This window comes from Streptomyces sp. NPDC025833, assembly GCF_055558055.1.
In genome coordinates this window covers 35,173-50,408 of record NZ_JBVHNF010000006.1, presented here as the reverse complement: position 1 = coordinate 50,408, position 15,236 = coordinate 35,173, and the positions used below count along the sequence as shown (strand labels likewise).

The following is a 15,236-nucleotide window of genomic DNA, read 5'->3' as shown; positions in this document are numbered from 1 at the left end:
GTCTCAAGTCGGTTGACGTGGAACCGTATGCCTGTTCCACTTGCCCCATGCATCCGCAGCCGTGGCTGGTCACCCGCTCCCACATCGACTTCGGTCGCGTGTGGTCCTCCTCCTGTTGAGCTGACCCCCCTGCGTGCCCGCCCCAGCGGCGGGCCTTCTCGCGTTCCCCGCTGTTCTCCGCAGCCTTCACACGCGCCTCTCCCCTCCCCTCGCGCCTTCGCACTTTCTTCCGCCTCTGGAGACCTCCGTACGATGCGTACGCCCTTTTACCGATCACTCCTGCCCTTCACCGCCGTCACGGCGGCCACACTCCTGCTGACCTCCTGCGGATCCGGCTCCGGCGGGGGCGGCGGGGACGCCGTGAACGCGGCGGCGAAGAACGCCGACGTGCCCACCGCGGACGTCGTCTCGGCCGTGCGCGAGGACCCCGCCGCGGCGGGGCTGCTGCCCGCCGGCACCACGAGCCTCACCGTCGCGGTCAGCGTGGGCGGTACTCCGCCCGGCACCACCTACCTCGCCGACGGCACCACGCTGACCGGCCAGGACGTGGACTTCACCAAGGCGGTCGCCCGGGTGCTCGGCGTCCGCCTGAAGATGGAGAAGGCGAGCTTCGAGGCGATCCTGCCCGCCCTGGACAGCGGCAAGTACGACGTCGGCGCGAGCAACTTCGGGGTCACGGACGAGCGGCGCAGGACGATCGACTTCGTCACCTACGTCAACGACGGGCAGGGCTTCGCCACCCGCCGGGACAGTGAGTTGTCGAAGATCACCGACCTGCGGCAGCTGTGCGGCCTGAACGTCGCGACCACCGCCGGCACGACGTTCGAGGCCACCCTGGAGCAGAACACGCACGTCTGCGCCGACGCGGGCGAGAAGGCGTACCAGGTGCAGACGTACGGCGAGGAGAGCGCGCTGTGGTCCTCGCTCCAGCAGGGCCGCAGTGACGTGGTGATGTCCACGATCAACGGACTGCGCTACGCCGTGGCACACCAGAAGGGCCTGAAGTTCCTCAACGAATACCACCGCCTGGACGTCGGTTTCGCGTTCAAGAAGGGCACGGATCTGGCACCGGCGTTCCGGGCGGCGGTCAACAAGCTGCTCTCCGACGGCACCTACGAACGCATTCTCCAGAAGTGGGGCACGACCGGATCGGCGATCAAGGAGTCCCGTATCAGCCCGCCGGAGCTGAGGAATTAGGGACCGTCAGCAGCCGTCGCAGGGGCAGCAGCACTCACAGCCCTCGCAGCCGCCGCAGCCGCCGCCGGGGCAGGAGCAGCAGTCGCACCACTGGCAGCAGCCGTTGCGCTTCTTCCGGGACCAGGGGCCCTCGTACTCCTCCGCGCAGCACATCCTGCAGGAGCAGAACAGCGTGAGGAACACGCCGCAGCCCGCCCAGAAACCGCGTCTGCCCTTGGCGGGCTCGGGGGGTCCGAACTGTCCCCCGAAGCCGCCCCCGCCCCCGCCGAAACCGCCGTCCCCGCCGGGGTGGCCGCCCCCCGCGTAGGGGTTGCCGCCCGCGTGCGGGGCGCCGGTGCCGTACGGGGTGCCGCCGGCGTACGGCCCCTGCGGGACCCCGGCGCCGTACGGCCCCTGCGGCGCGCCCGGCTGGTGCGCCGAGCACGCCGGCGCGGTGCCGAACGCCCGGTCCACCGAGCGCCGCAGTTCGTGCACGAGCAGGAGGTGGACGAGCCCGCCGTCGCGGAACTCGGCCTCCCGCAGGGCGAGCCGGATGCCGTGCAGGGCGTCGTCGGCGAGCCGGCGCGCCTCGGTGAGGGGGGTGCCGGTGGCGGTGAGCGGGTTCCAGGCCCCGGACAGGGCGTCGCTTCGCCGGTCCTCCACGGCGTCCAGCAGGTGGGCGAGCCGCCCGAAGAGCCGCCCGGCCTCCGCGAGCGGCTCGGCGTTGCCCGGCCGGTCGGCCAGCACGGCGGTGTGCGCGAAGGCCGCGGCGGTCGCGGTCTCGGTCGGCTCGGTGACCGTCAGGAGCGGTGTGCCGGGCCCGGCCAGGGTCTCCACGGCGAGCTGCCGGTCGACGGCGTCGACCAGGACGGCGGTGTCGAACCCGACCGCCGCCCCGCCGCGCTCGCCCGCCCTGCCCCAGCTCGCGGCGACCCGGCGCGCCGCCGCGGCGGCCGGCCTGCGGGCCAGCAGCCCGTCCCGGTCGGCGACGTGGTCGCGGACCTTGGCCGAGGCGAGCACCAGCGAGACGGCGGCGGCGAGGCGCGCGCCCTCACCCTGTGCGACGGACGCGGTCCGCATGCCGCGCAGCGCGCACGGCCCCGCCGTGCGGCGCGCCCCGCTCACCGCCCCGGTCTGAGCCTCTGTCAGGACCGAGACGAGCAGCCCGTCGTAGTTCGTCACGACCCGGGCGAGCTGACCGTGGTCCCGGCGCAATGCCAGGCAGAGCCCGCACAAGTGAGCCATCCAGTCGGCCCGCAGCCTCCCACCGAGCCGGTGCGAGCATGGCCTGACGATTCCGAACACGGCATCCCCCGTACTGTGATACGACGTTGGCGTTCACCCGGACGCACCGTGCGTCACCCGTCCGCCGCGTACAATCATATTTCACTCTCAGTCAGCAGCCGTATGAGTCACGACCCTTGGGGCACAAGGACTCTCGACGGATCCGCTGTGCACCAGTACCGTCACAAACCCCCCGCGCGGCGTCTATCCACTTGGCGCGCCGTCCGCATCATGGATGACCATAGGGATGCGGAAAGCAAGAAGGACAGCTGTGAGAGGAGGCGTCCATGGGATCGGTACGCAAGGCGAGTGCATGGCTCGGCCTCGTCGACGACAACGATGACGAGCGCTACTACGACGACGACTACTCCGAGGGGACCGAGTCCGGGACCGCCTGGGTCACCGACCCGCGGGTCAGAGTGGCCACGGACACGGCCGAGGAGAAGGACCGCCGGATCGGCACGGTCACCCCGGACAGCTTCCGGGACGCCCGCGCCATCGGCGAGCTGTTCCGGGACGGTGTCCCGGTCATCATGAACCTCACCAACATGGAACCCGGCGACGCCAAGCGGGTCGTGGACTTCGCGGCGGGGCTCATCTTCGGCCTGCGCGGTTCGATCGACCGCGTCTCGAACCGGGTGTTCCTGCTCACCCCCGCCGACACCGAGATCATCAGCGGCGAGGCGTCCGCGCACCGCTCGGACGGGTTCTTCAACCAGAGCTGAGGCAGGGCCGCTCACCGGCCCTGCCCCGACGGGGCTCACCGGAAGGCGTCGAGCCCGGTGAGCGCCTTGCCCAGCACGAGCTGGTGCATCTCGACGGTGCCCTCGTAGGTGAGCACCGACTCCAGGTTCGTCGCGTGCCGCATCACGGGGTATTCGAGGGAGATCCCGTTGGCACCGAGGATCGTCCGCGCCGTACGGCAGATCTCGATGGCCTCGCGGACGTTGTTGAGCTTGCCGAAGCTGATCTGCTCCGGGCGCAGCCGGCCGGCGTCCATCCGCCGCCCCAGATGGTGGGCGAGCAGGATGCCCTTGTGCAGTTCCACGGCCATGTCGGCGAGCTTGGCCTGGGTGAGCTGGAAGCCGCCGATGGGCCGCCCGAACTGCTCCCGTGACCTCGCGTAGCCGAGGGCCGCCTCGAAGCTGCTGCGCGCGGCGCCCATCGCGCCCCAGACGATGCCGTAGCGGGCGTGCGACAGGCAGCCCAGCGGGCCGCGCAGCCCGGTGACCCCGGGGAGGACGGCCGTGCCGGGCAGCCGTACGTCGTCCATGACGAGTTCGCTGGTGACGGAGGCGCGCAGGGACCACTTGTGCTTGATCTCCGGGGCCGAGAAGCCGGGGGTGCCGGCGGGCACCACGAAGCCGCGGACGCCCTCCTCGGTCTGCGCCCAGACGACGGCCATCCCGGCGACCGAGCCGTTGGTGATCCACATCTTGCGCCCGTCGAGCACCCAGTCGCCGCCGTCCCGCCTGGCGTGGGTGCGCATGGAGGCGGGGTCGGAGCCGTGGTCGGGCTCGGTCAGCCCGAAGCAGCCGATCACCTCGCCGGCGGCCATCCGCGGCAGCCACTCCCGCTTCTGCTCCTCGCTGCCGAAGCGGTGGACGGCGTACATCGCGAGGGAGCCCTGTACGGAGACCAGCGACCGGATGCCGGAGTCGGCCGCCTCCAGTTCGAGGCAGGCCAGGCCGTACTGCACGGCCGTGGCGCCCGCGCAGCCGTACCCGGTGAGGGACATCCCGAGGGCGCCGAGCGAGCCCAGTTCGCGCGCGAGGTCGCGGATGCCGGGCAGCTCGCCCTTCTCGTACCAGTCGGCGACGTACGGCAGCACCCGGTCGGCGGCCCAGCTCCGGACGGTGTCGCGGACGGCCAGGTCCTCCGGCTCCAGCAGGTCGTCGATGCCGAGCGGGTCGGCGGCGTCGAACGGGGGCGGCTTCGCGGACGCGGACATGGGGCACCCTTCCGGAACACGGGACATCGGCGAAACTAGCAGCGCTAGTCAGGGCTCTCCGGGCGACGTTACGGTGCGGTGTCCCGCACGTCCAGAGGTGATCAGGCGGTGACCCGCGGCTTCCCGGCCGCGGCCTTCGCCTCCGGCTCCCGGGGCGCCGGCAGCGCCACCCCGCCGCCGTCCGGCTCCGCGCCGCACTGCATGACCCCCGGCAGCCGCAGCGCCAGCACCGCGCCCAGCAGCAGCAGGCCCGCGCTCACCAGCAGCGTCACGTGCAGTCCGTGCACGAAGGAGTCGCGCGCCGCCGTGCGCAGCGCGGCCCCGGCGGTTCCGCCGAGCCGGCCGGCGACCTCGTACGCCTCGCCGAGCGAGTGGCCCGCCGCCCGGGACGCGGACCGCGGGACGCCGGGCACCGAGCGCAGGCCCGGCGCGTAGGCCGCGTTCATCACGCTGCCCAGCAGGGCGATGCCGATGCCCGCGCCGAGCTGGTAGGAGGTCTCGCCGATCGCCGCCGCGCCGCCGGCCCGGTCGGCCGGGGCCTCGCTGAGCATCGACTCGTACGCCCCGAAGAGCGTCGTCTCCAGTCCGAAGCCCAGCAGCACGAAGCCGGCCAGGAGCAGTGGCGCGTCGTCGTCGCCGCCCATCGCCGTCAGGGCCAGCACCGCCACCGCCGTCAGGCAGAAGCCGGCGCACACCATCCGGCGCGGCCCGAAGCGGCGCAGCAGGCGGGCGCCCGCCAGTCCGGCCCCCATGGCCGCGAGCGTCAGCGGCAGCAGCCTGAGGCCGGTCTGCAGCGGGGACAGACCGAGCACCAGTTGCAGGTACTGGGCGGCGATCAGCTCCAGGCCGACCAGCGCGAGCATGGCCAGCACGATGCAGCCCACCGAGGTGCTGAACGCGGGCCGGCGGAACATCCGCAGGTCCACCAGCGGGTGCCGGCGCAGCCGCTGGCGCCGTACGAAGAGGTGGAGGAGGGCCGCGCCGGCCACCAGCGGCAGCAGGGTGAGGGGGCCGGCCGGGCTCTGCCCGCCGCCGATCCGCTGCACGCCGAGGACGACGCCGAAGAGACCGGCCGCCGCCATGAGCGCTCCGGTCAGGTCCCAGGGGCCGCTGCCGTCGCCCTTCGACTCGGGCAGCAGCAGCCGGCCCACCGGAAGGCTGATCAGCATCAGCGGGATGTTGACCAGGAAGACCGAACCCCACCAGAAGTGCTCCAGCAGGAAGCCGCCGAGCAGCGGCCCGACGGCGGCGCCGACCGCCGCCACCGCGCTCCACACGCCGATGGCGAGGGCGCGCTCGCGCCGGTCGGGGAAGACCTGGCGGAGGATCGACAGGGTGGCCGGCATGATCATCGCGCCGCCGACGCCGAGCAGCGCGCGGGCGAGGATCAGTGTCCCGGCGCTCTGGGCGCAGGCCGCCACGGCGGAGGCGACCCCGAACAGGCCGTAGCCGAGCAGCAGGACGCGTCTGCGGCCGATCCGGTCGCCGAGGGTGCCGAAGAGGATGAGCAGCGAGGCGCAGACCAGCGGGTAGACGTCGACGATCCAGAGCAGTTCCACGGCGCCGGGCCTGAGGTCCTCGGTGACGGCGGGGACCGCCACGTGGAGCACGGTCGCGTCGAGGGCGACGAGCAGCAGGCTGGCGCAGAGGACGACGAGGACGACCCAGCGGTTCGCACCGGCTCCGGCCGCCCGTCGGCGCGGCCGCAGGGCGGCCGAGGTCGTCCCGGACATGTGCGTACCTCCCAGATGATCCCTCGCGTGGGGCGGACCGACGGGGTGGGGACTCCCGTCGTACGGCCGGGGCAAGCGGTTTCCCCGGCCCGCGCGGACCCTCGCGGGTGACTCGTCAGCGTACGCGAGTTCACCGCACGGTCACGTGGCGGACCTCTCACACGCAGGATGGAACCCATGTGGCGTACCCCACGTCCGCCCCCCTTGACCGCGACCCCGCGGCCGGTCCGCTCCACCGCCCGGCCGATAATCGAGCCCGTGACCGATCTTGAAACGCGCGTGGTCCCGGCTCGCGCCCCGCTCCTGCGCCGAGCCGTGCCGGCCCTCCTGGGCTACGCGGCGGTCCGCGCGCTGGGGCTGGTGGTGCTGGCCGGGTGGAGCGCCGCGCGCGGAAAGAGCGCCCACACCCTGCTCACCGCGCGCTGGGACGCGCTCTGGTACGCCCGGGTCGCCGACCTGGGCTACGGCCACGAGGTGCGGCTGCCGAACGGGGACGTCCACTCCGACCTCGCGTTCTTCCCGCTGCTGCCGTGGCTGGAGCGGCTGCTGCACGCGGTCGCCCCGCTGTCGTACGCGGACGCCGGGTTCGCGGTCGGCCTGGCCGCCTCGCTCGCCGCGGCGGCGGGCATCTTCGCGGTCGCGGAGCTGCTCCACGGGGCCCGGGCCGGGGTGTGCGCCGTGCTGCTGTGGGCGGTGCTGCCGGTCGGGATCGTGCAGTCGATGGCGTACAGCGAGTCGCTGTTCACGGCGCTGGCGGCCTGGTCGCTGTACGCCGTGCTGACCGGACGGTGGGTGAGCGCGGGGGCGCTGGCGGCGCTGGCGGGGCTGACCCGGCCGGTGGGGGCGGCGGTGGTCGCCGCGGTGTGGACGGCGGGCGTGGTCTCGTTCGGGCGAGAGCGGCGCGCTCAGCGCACGCCGGGCGCGCTTCCCTCTCCGTACGCCCCCCGCAGCCGCCGTGCGCTCGGCATGCTGCTGGCCCCGCTCGGCGCCGCCGGGTACGTCCTGTGGGTCGGCCGGCACACCGGCCGGGGCCCGCTCGGCTACCTGGACGTCCAGGCCGGCTGGCGCAACGGCTTCGACGGCGGCTACGCCTTCGCCCGCTTCGTGGCCGGCAGGTTCACGTCGTTCCCGGCCGCCCTGGCCGGACTGGGGCTGCTCGTCGGCGTCGCGCTGCTCGTCCGGCTGTACGTCACCTGTGTGCAGCAGCGTCAGCCGGTCGAAGTGCTGGTGTACACGGGCGTCGTGCTCGCCCTCGCCCTGGGCGCGTCGGGCTACTTCGGCTCCAAGCCCCGGCTGCTGCTGCCGGCCTTCCCGGTGCTGCTGCCCCTGGCCCGGTCCCTCGCCGGGGCGCGCACCTCCCGATCGGTGCTGGTCACGGCCGGTCTGGCGGGGGCGGCGGCGGTCTACGGGGCGTTCTGGCTGAACGGCTCCGGTCCTCCGTGAGCGACCCGTCCGGCCGATGACGCCCCGGAGAATTCCACGCCAGGCCCGGGTTAACGCATTCATAAGCGCGATATAAACAACACCCGGCATGATCAAAGGAATTGACCTGAACACTCTCACCGGATTGCGGAATCCGTGGAATTCGGGCCACCCTTGAGACCTTTCCCACATCACATCGTCATCACAAAGCAGCAGTTCCGACCGGGAACAGAGCTCACTCGCTGTAACGTCGATTGGGTGCGTACCGAACGAAACCTCACCCGGCGTCTGGACCGGGTGTTCGCCAGACTGGACCGTGAGCCGGAGCGGCCGGCCCACCTCGACGTGCCGACGATGAGCCGGCACCGGGTGGTGCTGTTCTCGGCGACGCTGGCCTTCTACGTGGCGATCGTCTGGGCCGTGGTCACCACCTCCTGGCTGGTCCGGCTCGACTGGCAGGTCATGTTCTTCCGGCCCTACCAGCAGTGGCCGCAGATCCACGCCTTCCTCGACTACTACGTGGTGCTGGGTCAGCGCGGCCCCACCTCGGTGATGATCGCGTCCTGGCTCGGCTGGCGTTCCTGGCGGCAGCACACGATCCGGCCGCTGCTCACCCTGGGCGCCGCGATGCTGCTGCTCAACATCACGGTCGGGGCCGCCAAATACGGGATGGGACGGCTCGGCCCGCACTACGCCACCGTGATCGGCTCGAACGAGATGGGCCGGGGCGGCGATATATTTCCCAGCGGCCACACCGCCAACGCGGTGCTCATGTGGGGGATCCTGGCCTACCTGGCCTCGGGCCCGCGGGCCCGCCGCTGGCTCTCCGCCGGTTCGGCCGTCACCGCGCTCGGCGTCGGTCTCACCACCGTCTACCTCGGTACGCACTGGCTGAGCGACGTGCTGCTGGGCTGGGCCGCGGGCCTGCTGATCCTGCTGGCCATGCCCTGGTGCGAGCCGCTGATCGCCCGGACGGAGGAATGGATCTTCGGTCTGCGCGACCGCTGGCGCGCCCGTCGCGACCGGCCCGCCCCCGGGCCCGCCGTCCCGGTCGCCCCGGTCGTGCTCACACGGCGCGCCACCGCCGCGGACCAGCCGGCCCCGGCCCCGGTCCGCGAACCCGTCGCCTCGACCCGGGCTTCGCGCGGCCTGGTGCACCTGGCGCCCGCACCGCACACGGCCCGCTCGGAGCGCCCGGTCACCCCGGCGGGCAGCCGCCGCCCGCCGCACGCCGACCGTGTGCCGCGCGGCGGCACGGCCCAGCCGGCCCGCCCCCTGACCGGCGGCTGACGGAAGCCGAGGCGGCGGGGGCCGGTACGCACCCCCACCCCGCGCCACGGCACGAGGCCCCGCTCCCCCACGAGGGGAGCGGGGCCTTCCGCCGTACGGGGCGCCGTGCGGGGTCCGTCCGAGCGGGTGTCAGCCCTTCCAGCAGCGGGCCACCCGCCCGTCCCGCACCTCGAAGTTCAGCCGTCCGGCCCGGTACTCCATGGTGATGACCGCGCCCGGCGGCAAGGACCGTACCGTCGACCAGCCGCGCTCGCGGGCGCGCCGCTCGGCGTGCGCCGCGTCGAGACCGACGTACCCGTCCGGGCTGTCCTGGGGCTCCGCGGGCGGAGTGGGGATCGGTGCCATGCGGCCACGCTAGGCCGCATCCGGCCGCGACGGAAGCCGGGCGTCCCCGGGCACGCACCGTATCGGGCCCCGTCGCACTTCCGCCACGGCTTCCCGATCCGATTCGGCCGGTACGACTTCGGCCGAGAGCCGCGGGACCCGTCACACGAACGAGGGTTTCCGTGCGGCTTTCCGGGGTAATCGAACGAAATTAATGCGTGCCGGCGGCCCCCTTCGAATTCGGGCCGGAAAGCGCCGCGGCCCGGACCGGAACCGGCCGTGGCCCACGAATCCCCGCAATCCCCCGCGCAGTGCGGGCAACTGACGGCGCATGGGAAATTCACAATTCCATCACATGACCGCCGAACGCGGTGGCACGGGGGTGCCGGCAGGGGGCGGCGCGCGGGCGGCCGGGGGACGCGGGCAGCCGCCGCCCCCCGTGGGGGACGGCGGCTGCCGGCGCGCGTCGGGTCCGGCGCGTCAGAGCGCGAGGCGCTGGCCCGGGACGATCAGATCGGGGTCGTCGCCGATGACGGCCCGGTTGGCGGTGTAGATCCGCTGCCAGCTCGTTCCGTGGCCGGCGGCGATGGTGCCCAGGGTGTCGCCCTCGCGGACGGTGTAGTCACCGCGGGAGGCGCTGCGGCCGGTGCCGGCCGCCGGGCGCTCCGGCGCCCTCTCCGGGGCGGACTCCGTCGTCACGCCGCTCCTCGGGGCCGACGCACCGGAGGAGCCGGAGGAACTGGAGGAGCCGGTGTGGTCCGCCGCCGGAGCGGCGCCCGAGGCTCCGGCCCGGCCGGAGCAGACCGGCCAGGCGCCCCAGCCCTGGGACTGCTGAACCTTGGTGGCGACGGCGATCTGCGCGCTCCTGGAGGCCTGGTCGGCCGTCGGGGCGTAGGACGCGCCGCCGTACGCCCGCCAGGTCGAGGCGGAGAACTGGAGCCCGCCGTAGTAGCCGTTGCCGGTGTTGATGTGCCAGTTGCCGCCGCTCTCGCACTGGGCGATGCGGTCCCACACTCCGTTGTCCGCCGCGGCGGCGTTGCCGGTCGCGGCCAGCAGTCCCAGCGGGGCCAGCAGGGCGGCTCCGGCGAGCGCTGCCGTGGTGCGGCCCTTGCGGGCACTGTCGGGACGGGCGGTCTTGCGGGTGGTATCGGCACACTCGGACATGTAGTTCCCTCTCCACGAACCCGGGCTCCCCCAGGGCGGAGCGCGTCTCACCGCGCAGGGCCGCGGTTCCTCGCGCCCGCCCCCGTCCACCGTGGCCGGTTCCGGCGATCGTGCTCTGCCTGGTGCCGGCCGGCGGACGTACCCGAGCGGTGCTCGTTGCACACGGCGGAGGAATCTAGGGAGGACGGGCGGCCGGAATCAACCAACTCGGTGTCATTCCAGGCCAGTTGCCTGTTACCGCTGGTAGCGGCGAATTCAGGCCACCCACTACATCGGCTCATTCACCGATTTTTCCCCCGGTCGTCCGCGAGATCTGTGACCCACCTCACCCGCCCAAGTTCCCGTAGCTCCTGCCGAGTTGACGGTGCGTCGCGGAAACCGCACCCGTGGTGACCCTGCGCGGTGGGCGGTTCGAACCGGTCCACCCCGGGGCGTGACCACCACCACAGGACGCCCGTTGTCTTCTTCATGAGCCCGCGACCCCGGGGGCTCATCGGCCGGGAGCCACCCGGCCGGACCCAGCACCGCATCCCGAGGGAGCCACCCGTGCCGCGCATGCTCGACGTCAGCGACGCCGTACGCGCCGAGATCGGCGACGAAGAAGCCGACCGGCTGCTCGCCGGAGAGAACGCCCCGGGCAGTTACGACTGCACCTCCTGCCGCACCCCGGGCGACTCCGAGCAGGAACGCACCAGCACCGTCCTGTTCGTCGGCGACGAGACCGCGGTCCTCGCCTTCGCCCACGCCGGCTGCCTGCCCTCGCAGGTCGTCCAGGTCACGGAGGAGCAGTTGCAGGGCGCCGTCCGGTCCATCGGCACCGCCGGCGGCCACCTGGCCGGCGGCGAACCGCACCGGGCCGCGCCCGAGCAGGCGGTGCTGGGCGTGACCAGCGGACTCGTGCTGGTCGACGGCGAGTTGCACCCCGCGCTCGTCGTCGAACCGACCTCGCCGATCGTCCGCCCGGGCACCTTCGGGACCGGCGACGACTTCCTCCCGCTCCTCGTCGAACAGGGCTTCCTGCCGCTGACCGAGCTGACCACCGTCCCCCCGGTGCTGCACGGCTGGTCCGTCCTGCTGGCCATGGGCCAGTTGCACGCGGTGCTCCAGCCCGGCGGCCACGGGGGCCAGCCGGTGGCCTGGTGGCAGGCGCACCAGCCGCTCCAGGTGACGGACGGCTGGCGGGCGGCGGCGAACAAGCACCAGCAGGTGCTGATGTTCGCGGCGCCGGTCGGGTCCATCGGCCGGCAGCCGCGGGAGGACCTGCTGCGGGACGCGCTGGACCGGGCCGCGGCGGGCGGGCGGCTGGTCGCCGCGGCCCTGCCGCTCGCCGGTACCTGACCCCCGGGCGGCCCTGTCGGCCGCATCCCTTTGCGAGCCCCGTCGTTTGGACATACGTGCACGCATACGACACCCCTCCCCGCCGGTCGTCCTTCTCCGCCGTACCCTCCGCGAGGTCGGCGCAGGAGCCCTCCGGCGGACCGTCGGCCACACCGATCTACGACGCGCTCTACACGGAGTGGGTCAAGAGCTTCCGCACACTGCCGGGGGACCGCAGCGGTGAGGAGGAGCTGCGGTTCAGCGCCTTCGGGGACTTCCCCGACGGCACCGGCACGTACGGCGGCCACCGCGCGGGGTCGTTCAGCAGCTCGTACAGCGCCTACAGCGCGGGGGCCTACAGCGCCCGGCAGCAGTCGCAGTCGCAGTGGCAGCGGGTCGGCACGCTCGGCCGGGGGCCGGACACCGGGATGCAGTACGTCCCCGCCGCCGCCCTTCCGCCGGGCCCGCGCCGCGGCGCCTGACGGGGCGCACGCACGGACGAGGGCGGCTCCCGGGAAACCGGGAGCCGCCCTCCGATCCGTGGCGCCGTCCCCGGCGCCTTTCGGCGTTACTTCTTCTTCGCGCCGCGCTTCTCGCGCACCCGCACCGAGATGTGGATCGGGGTGCCCTCGAAGCCGAACTCCTCGCGCAGCCGGCGCTCGATGAAGCGCCGGTAGCCCGCCTCGATGAAGCCCGAGGCGAACAGTACGAACCGCGGGGGCTTGGTGCCCGCCTGGGTGCCGAACAGGATGCGCGGCTGCTTGCCGCCCCGGACCGGGTGCGGGTGGGCCGAGACCAGCTCGCCGAGGAAGGCGTTCAGCCGGCCGGTGGGGACGCGGGTCTCCCAGCCGGCGAGGGCGGTCTCGATGGCGGGGACGAGCTTCTCCATGTGCCGCCCGGTGCGCGCCGAGACGTTCACCCGCGGGGCCCAGGTGACCTGGCCCAGCTCGGTCTCGATCTCCCGCTCCAGGTAGTAGCGGCGCTCCTCGTCGAGGTTGTCCCACTTGTTGTAGGCGATCACCAGCGCGCGGCCCGCGTCGACCGCCATGGTGATGATCCGCTGGTCCTGCACGGAGATGTTCTCGGAGGAGTCGATCAGGACGACCGCGACCTCCGCCTTCTCCACGGCGGCGGCCGTGCGCAGGGAGGCGTAGTAGTCGGCGCCCTGCTGGAGGTGGACGCGCTTGCGGATGCCGGCGGTGTCGACGAACTTCCACGTCTTGCCGCCGAGTTCGATCATCTCGTCGACCGGGTCGCGGGTGGTGCCCGCCAGCTCGTTGACGACGACGCGCTCCTCGCCGGCCACCTTGTTCAGCAGCGAGGACTTGCCGACGTTCGGGCGGCCGATCAGGGCGATGCGGCGCGGGCCGCCGGTCGCGGTGCCGAAGGACTGCTCGGGGGCGTCCGGGAGGACCTCCAGGACGGCGTCGAGCATGTCGCCCGTGCCGCGGCCGTGCAGGGCCGAGACCGGGTGCGGCTCGCCGAGGCCGAGGTTCCACAGGTAGGCCGCGTCGGCCTCGCCGTTCGGGCCGTCGACCTTGTTGGCGCACAGCACGACCGGCTTGCCGGCCTTGCGCAGCAGCCGGACGACCGCCTCGTCGGTGTCGGTCGCGCCGACCTTGGCGTCGACCACGAAGACGACCGCGTCGGCCGCCTCGATCGCGTACTCGGCCTGCGCGGCCACGGAGGCGTCGATGCCGAGGACGTCCTGCTCCCAGCCGCCGGTGTCGACGACCTTGAAGCGGCGGCCGGCCCACTCGGCCTCGTAGGTCACGCGGTCGCGGGTGACGCCGGGCCGGTCCTCGACGACCGCCTCGCGGCGGCCGATCATCCGGTTCACCAGGGTCGACTTGCCGACATTGGGGCGGCCGACGACGGCGAGCACGGGCAGCGGGCCGTGGCCCGCCGCCTCGATGGCGCCCTCGACGTCCTCGATGTCGAAGCCCTCTTCCGCGGCGAGCTCCATGAACTCCGCGTACTCGGCGTCGCCGAGAGCCCCGTGGTCGTACCCGTGCGCCTCGTGCGCGTCCGAGCCGTCGGGCTGGGTCTGGTCGTTCATGAAGTCCGTACCTCGTCGTTCATTCGTGGTGATCGGTGGAGCGCCCTCATGGGCCGGTCCACTACTCGAGTGTCGCCCGGTGCCCGGTGAGGCGCCTGGCGTTTTCCAGGTGGCTGCCGAGCCGCTTGCGTATGCGCTCGGTCGCCTCGTCCAGCGCCGCGCGCGTACGCCGTCCGCTCCCGTCGCCCGCCTCGAAGGGGTCGCCGAAGACCACGTCGACGCGGGAGCGCAGCGGGGGCAGCGCCTTTATCAACCGTCCGGGCCGGTCGGAGCTTCCCAGCACGGCCACGGGGACGATCGGCGCCCCGCTGCGGACCGCGAAGTAGGCCAGCCCGGCGCGCAGCGAGGCGAAGTCGCCCTCGCCCCGGGTGCCCTCCGGGAAGATGCCCAGCACTCCCCCGGCCGACAGCACGCCGAGGGCCTGGGTGATCGCGGTGCGGTCGGCGGCGGTGCGGTCCACCTTCAGCTGGCCGATGCCGGTCAGGAAGGGGTCCAGCGGCCCGACGAAGGCTTCCTTCTTGATCAGGAAGTGCGTGGGCCGGGGCGCCACGCCCATGACCATCGGGCCGTCGATGTTGTGGGAGTGGTTCACGGCGAGTATCACCGGGCCGGTGGCCGGCACCCGCCAGGCGCCGAGCACGCGCGGCCGCCACAGCCCGAACATCAGGCCGACGCCGATGCGCCGGCCGACCTCGGCACCCCGCTCGGAGGGAACCGGCGCACGGGTCACTTCCCGGCCCGCTTCTCCTCGACCAGGGTGACGACGCACTCGACGACCTGGACGAGGGTGAGTTCCGTGGTGTCCACCTCGACCGCGTCGCCGGCCTTGGCGAGCGGCGAGGTCTTCCGGCTGGAGTCGGCCGCGTCCCGCTTGATCAGGGCCTCGCGGGTGGCGTTGACGTCGGCGCCCTTCAGCTCGCCGCTGCGGCGGGCCGCGCGGGCCTCCGGCGAGGCGGTGAGGAAGATCTTCAGGTCGGCGTCCGGCAGGACGGTCGTACCGATGTCCCGGCCCTCGACGACGATGCCCCGGTCGGCACCGGCGGCCAGCGAGCGCTGCAGCTCGGTGATCCGGGAGCGGACCTCGGGCACCGCGCTGACCGCGCTGACCGCGGAGGTGACCTCCTGGGTGCGGATCGGGCCGGCCACGTCCACGCCGTCGACGGTGATCGTCGGGTCGGCCGGGTCGGTGCCGGAGATGATCTCCGGCTTGCCCGCGACGGCGGCGACCGCGGTCGGGTCGTCCAGGTCGATGCCGTTGTTCACCATCCACCAGGTGATCGCCCGGTACTGGGCACCGGTGTCCAGGTAGCTCAGGCCGAGCTGCGCGGCCACGGCCTTCGACGTGCTCGACTTGCCCGTGCCGGAGGGACCGTCGATCGCGACGATCACGGGCTTGGCGGTCGGGGCGCCGTTTTCCACTGAGGACACCTTCCTGGTGAAGGGTGGTGAGCGGGGGTCCGGGACGCGAGGGCGCCCCGGACAAGGTTACTGGCTCCCGGGACGCGCCCTCACCGGC

At 73.2% G+C, this 15,236-nt stretch carries 14 protein-coding genes; 6 read left to right on the top strand and 8 right to left on the bottom strand.

The features are described 5' to 3' along the window. The first annotated feature begins 252 nt into the window (after positions 1-252). The gene (locus ACZ4K2_RS11675; RefSeq protein WP_467472922.1) at positions 253-1,197 is read left to right on the top strand and encodes an ABC transporter substrate-binding protein; all 945 of its coding nucleotides are present in this window, start codon (positions 253-255) and stop codon (positions 1,195-1,197) included. Between the two features lie 6 nt (positions 1,198-1,203). Here ACZ4K2_RS11675 and ACZ4K2_RS11670 read toward each other — a convergent pair whose 3' ends face one another. Continuing rightward, on the bottom strand, positions 1,204-2,481 hold the full coding sequence (locus ACZ4K2_RS11670) for a DUF5685 family protein (protein ID WP_467472920.1): 1,278 nt from the start codon (positions 2,479-2,481) through the stop codon (positions 1,204-1,206). Positions 2,482-2,747: 266 nt separating this feature from the next. Between ACZ4K2_RS11670 and ACZ4K2_RS11665 the strand changes: the two genes are divergently transcribed. Continuing rightward, positions 2,748-3,185 (top strand): cell division protein SepF, encoded by a 438-nt coding sequence (locus ACZ4K2_RS11665; RefSeq protein ID WP_467472918.1) that lies wholly within the window; start codon positions 2,748-2,750, stop codon positions 3,183-3,185. A 35-nt stretch (positions 3,186-3,220) separates the two neighbouring features. Here ACZ4K2_RS11665 and ACZ4K2_RS11660 read toward each other — a convergent pair whose 3' ends face one another. Both ACZ4K2_RS11660 and ACZ4K2_RS11655 read right to left on the bottom strand, forming a co-directional pair. Beyond that, the gene (locus tag ACZ4K2_RS11660; protein ID WP_467472917.1) at positions 3,221-4,411 is read right to left on the bottom strand and encodes an acyl-CoA dehydrogenase family protein; all 1,191 of its coding nucleotides are present in this window, start codon (positions 4,409-4,411) and stop codon (positions 3,221-3,223) included. A gap of 101 nt (positions 4,412-4,512) precedes the next feature. After that, the gene (locus tag ACZ4K2_RS11655) at positions 4,513-6,144 is read right to left on the bottom strand and encodes an MFS transporter (RefSeq protein WP_467472914.1); all 1,632 of its coding nucleotides are present in this window, start codon (positions 6,142-6,144) and stop codon (positions 4,513-4,515) included. Positions 6,145-6,402: 258 nt separating this feature from the next. On the opposite strand from ACZ4K2_RS11655, the gene ACZ4K2_RS11650 reads away from it, so the two are divergent. Both ACZ4K2_RS11650 and ACZ4K2_RS11645 read left to right on the top strand, forming a co-directional pair. Next, on the top strand, positions 6,403-7,587 hold the full coding sequence (locus ACZ4K2_RS11650) for a hypothetical protein (protein ID WP_467472912.1): 1,185 nt from the start codon (positions 6,403-6,405) through the stop codon (positions 7,585-7,587). Positions 7,588-7,824: 237 nt separating this feature from the next. Continuing rightward, the gene (locus ACZ4K2_RS11645; protein WP_467472910.1) at positions 7,825-8,856 is read left to right on the top strand and encodes a phosphatase PAP2 family protein; all 1,032 of its coding nucleotides are present in this window, start codon (positions 7,825-7,827) and stop codon (positions 8,854-8,856) included. 129 nt (positions 8,857-8,985) lie between these two features. Here the strand turns inward: ACZ4K2_RS11645 and ACZ4K2_RS11640 are convergent, their stop codons facing one another. Then, on the bottom strand, positions 8,986-9,201 hold the full coding sequence (locus ACZ4K2_RS11640) for an I78 family peptidase inhibitor (protein WP_467472908.1): 216 nt from the start codon (positions 9,199-9,201) through the stop codon (positions 8,986-8,988). Between the two features lie 459 nt (positions 9,202-9,660). After that, the gene (locus ACZ4K2_RS11635) at positions 9,661-10,344 is read right to left on the bottom strand and encodes a transglycosylase family protein (protein WP_467472907.1); all 684 of its coding nucleotides are present in this window, start codon (positions 10,342-10,344) and stop codon (positions 9,661-9,663) included. A 546-nt stretch (positions 10,345-10,890) separates the two neighbouring features. Here ACZ4K2_RS11635 and ACZ4K2_RS11630 point away from each other — a divergent pair. Then, positions 10,891-11,682 carry a hypothetical protein gene (locus ACZ4K2_RS11630; protein ID WP_467472905.1) on the top strand — a complete coding sequence of 264 codons (792 nt, stop codon included), beginning with the start codon at positions 10,891-10,893 and terminating at the stop codon, positions 11,680-11,682. 56 nt (positions 11,683-11,738) lie between these two features. Beyond that, on the top strand, positions 11,739-12,143 hold the full coding sequence (locus ACZ4K2_RS11625) for a hypothetical protein (protein WP_467472904.1): 405 nt from the start codon (positions 11,739-11,741) through the stop codon (positions 12,141-12,143). A gap of 86 nt (positions 12,144-12,229) precedes the next feature. On the opposite strand, the gene der is transcribed toward ACZ4K2_RS11625, so the two are convergent. The 3 genes from der to cmk form a co-directional block, all read right to left on the bottom strand. Then, entirely contained in the window at positions 12,230-13,720 is a 1,491-nt protein-coding gene (gene der, locus ACZ4K2_RS11620) for a ribosome biogenesis GTPase Der (RefSeq protein ID WP_467472902.1), read from the bottom strand. 61 nt (positions 13,721-13,781) lie between these two features. After that, positions 13,782-14,384: a lysophospholipid acyltransferase family protein gene (locus ACZ4K2_RS11615; RefSeq protein ID WP_467473463.1), complete on the bottom strand. Its 603-nt coding sequence runs from the start codon at positions 14,382-14,384 to the stop codon at positions 13,782-13,784. Positions 14,385-14,446: 62 nt separating this feature from the next. Continuing rightward, the gene (cmk, locus tag ACZ4K2_RS11610) at positions 14,447-15,139 is read right to left on the bottom strand and encodes a (d)CMP kinase (protein ID WP_467472901.1); all 693 of its coding nucleotides are present in this window, start codon (positions 15,137-15,139) and stop codon (positions 14,447-14,449) included. Positions 15,140-15,236 lie beyond the last annotated feature (97 nt).

What these genes read in the sequence shown, in the direction of transcription:
- ACZ4K2_RS11675 (WP_467472922.1), top strand. Translation starts at nt 253, where the DNA reads ATGCGTACGCCCTTTTACCGATCACTCCTGCCCTTCACCGCCGTCACG.
- ACZ4K2_RS11665 (WP_467472918.1), top strand. Translation starts at nt 2,748, where the DNA reads ATGGGATCGGTACGCAAGGCGAGTGCATGGCTCGGCCTCGTCGACGAC.
- ACZ4K2_RS11660 (WP_467472917.1), bottom strand. Translation starts at nt 4,411, where the DNA reads ATGTCCGCGTCCGCGAAGCCGCCCCCGTTCGACGCCGCCGACCCGCTC.
- ACZ4K2_RS11655 (WP_467472914.1), bottom strand. Translation starts at nt 6,144, where the DNA reads ATGTCCGGGACGACCTCGGCCGCCCTGCGGCCGCGCCGACGGGCGGCC.
- ACZ4K2_RS11640 (WP_467472908.1), bottom strand. Translation starts at nt 9,201, where the DNA reads ATGGCACCGATCCCCACTCCGCCCGCGGAGCCCCAGGACAGCCCGGAC.
- ACZ4K2_RS11635 (WP_467472907.1), bottom strand. Translation starts at nt 10,344, where the DNA reads ATGTCCGAGTGTGCCGATACCACCCGCAAGACCGCCCGTCCCGACAGT.
- der (WP_467472902.1), bottom strand. Translation starts at nt 13,720, where the DNA reads ATGAACGACCAGACCCAGCCCGACGGCTCGGACGCGCACGAGGCGCAC.
- ACZ4K2_RS11615 (WP_467473463.1), bottom strand. Translation starts at nt 14,384, where the DNA reads ATGTTCGGGCTGTGGCGGCCGCGCGTGCTCGGCGCCTGGCGGGTGCCG.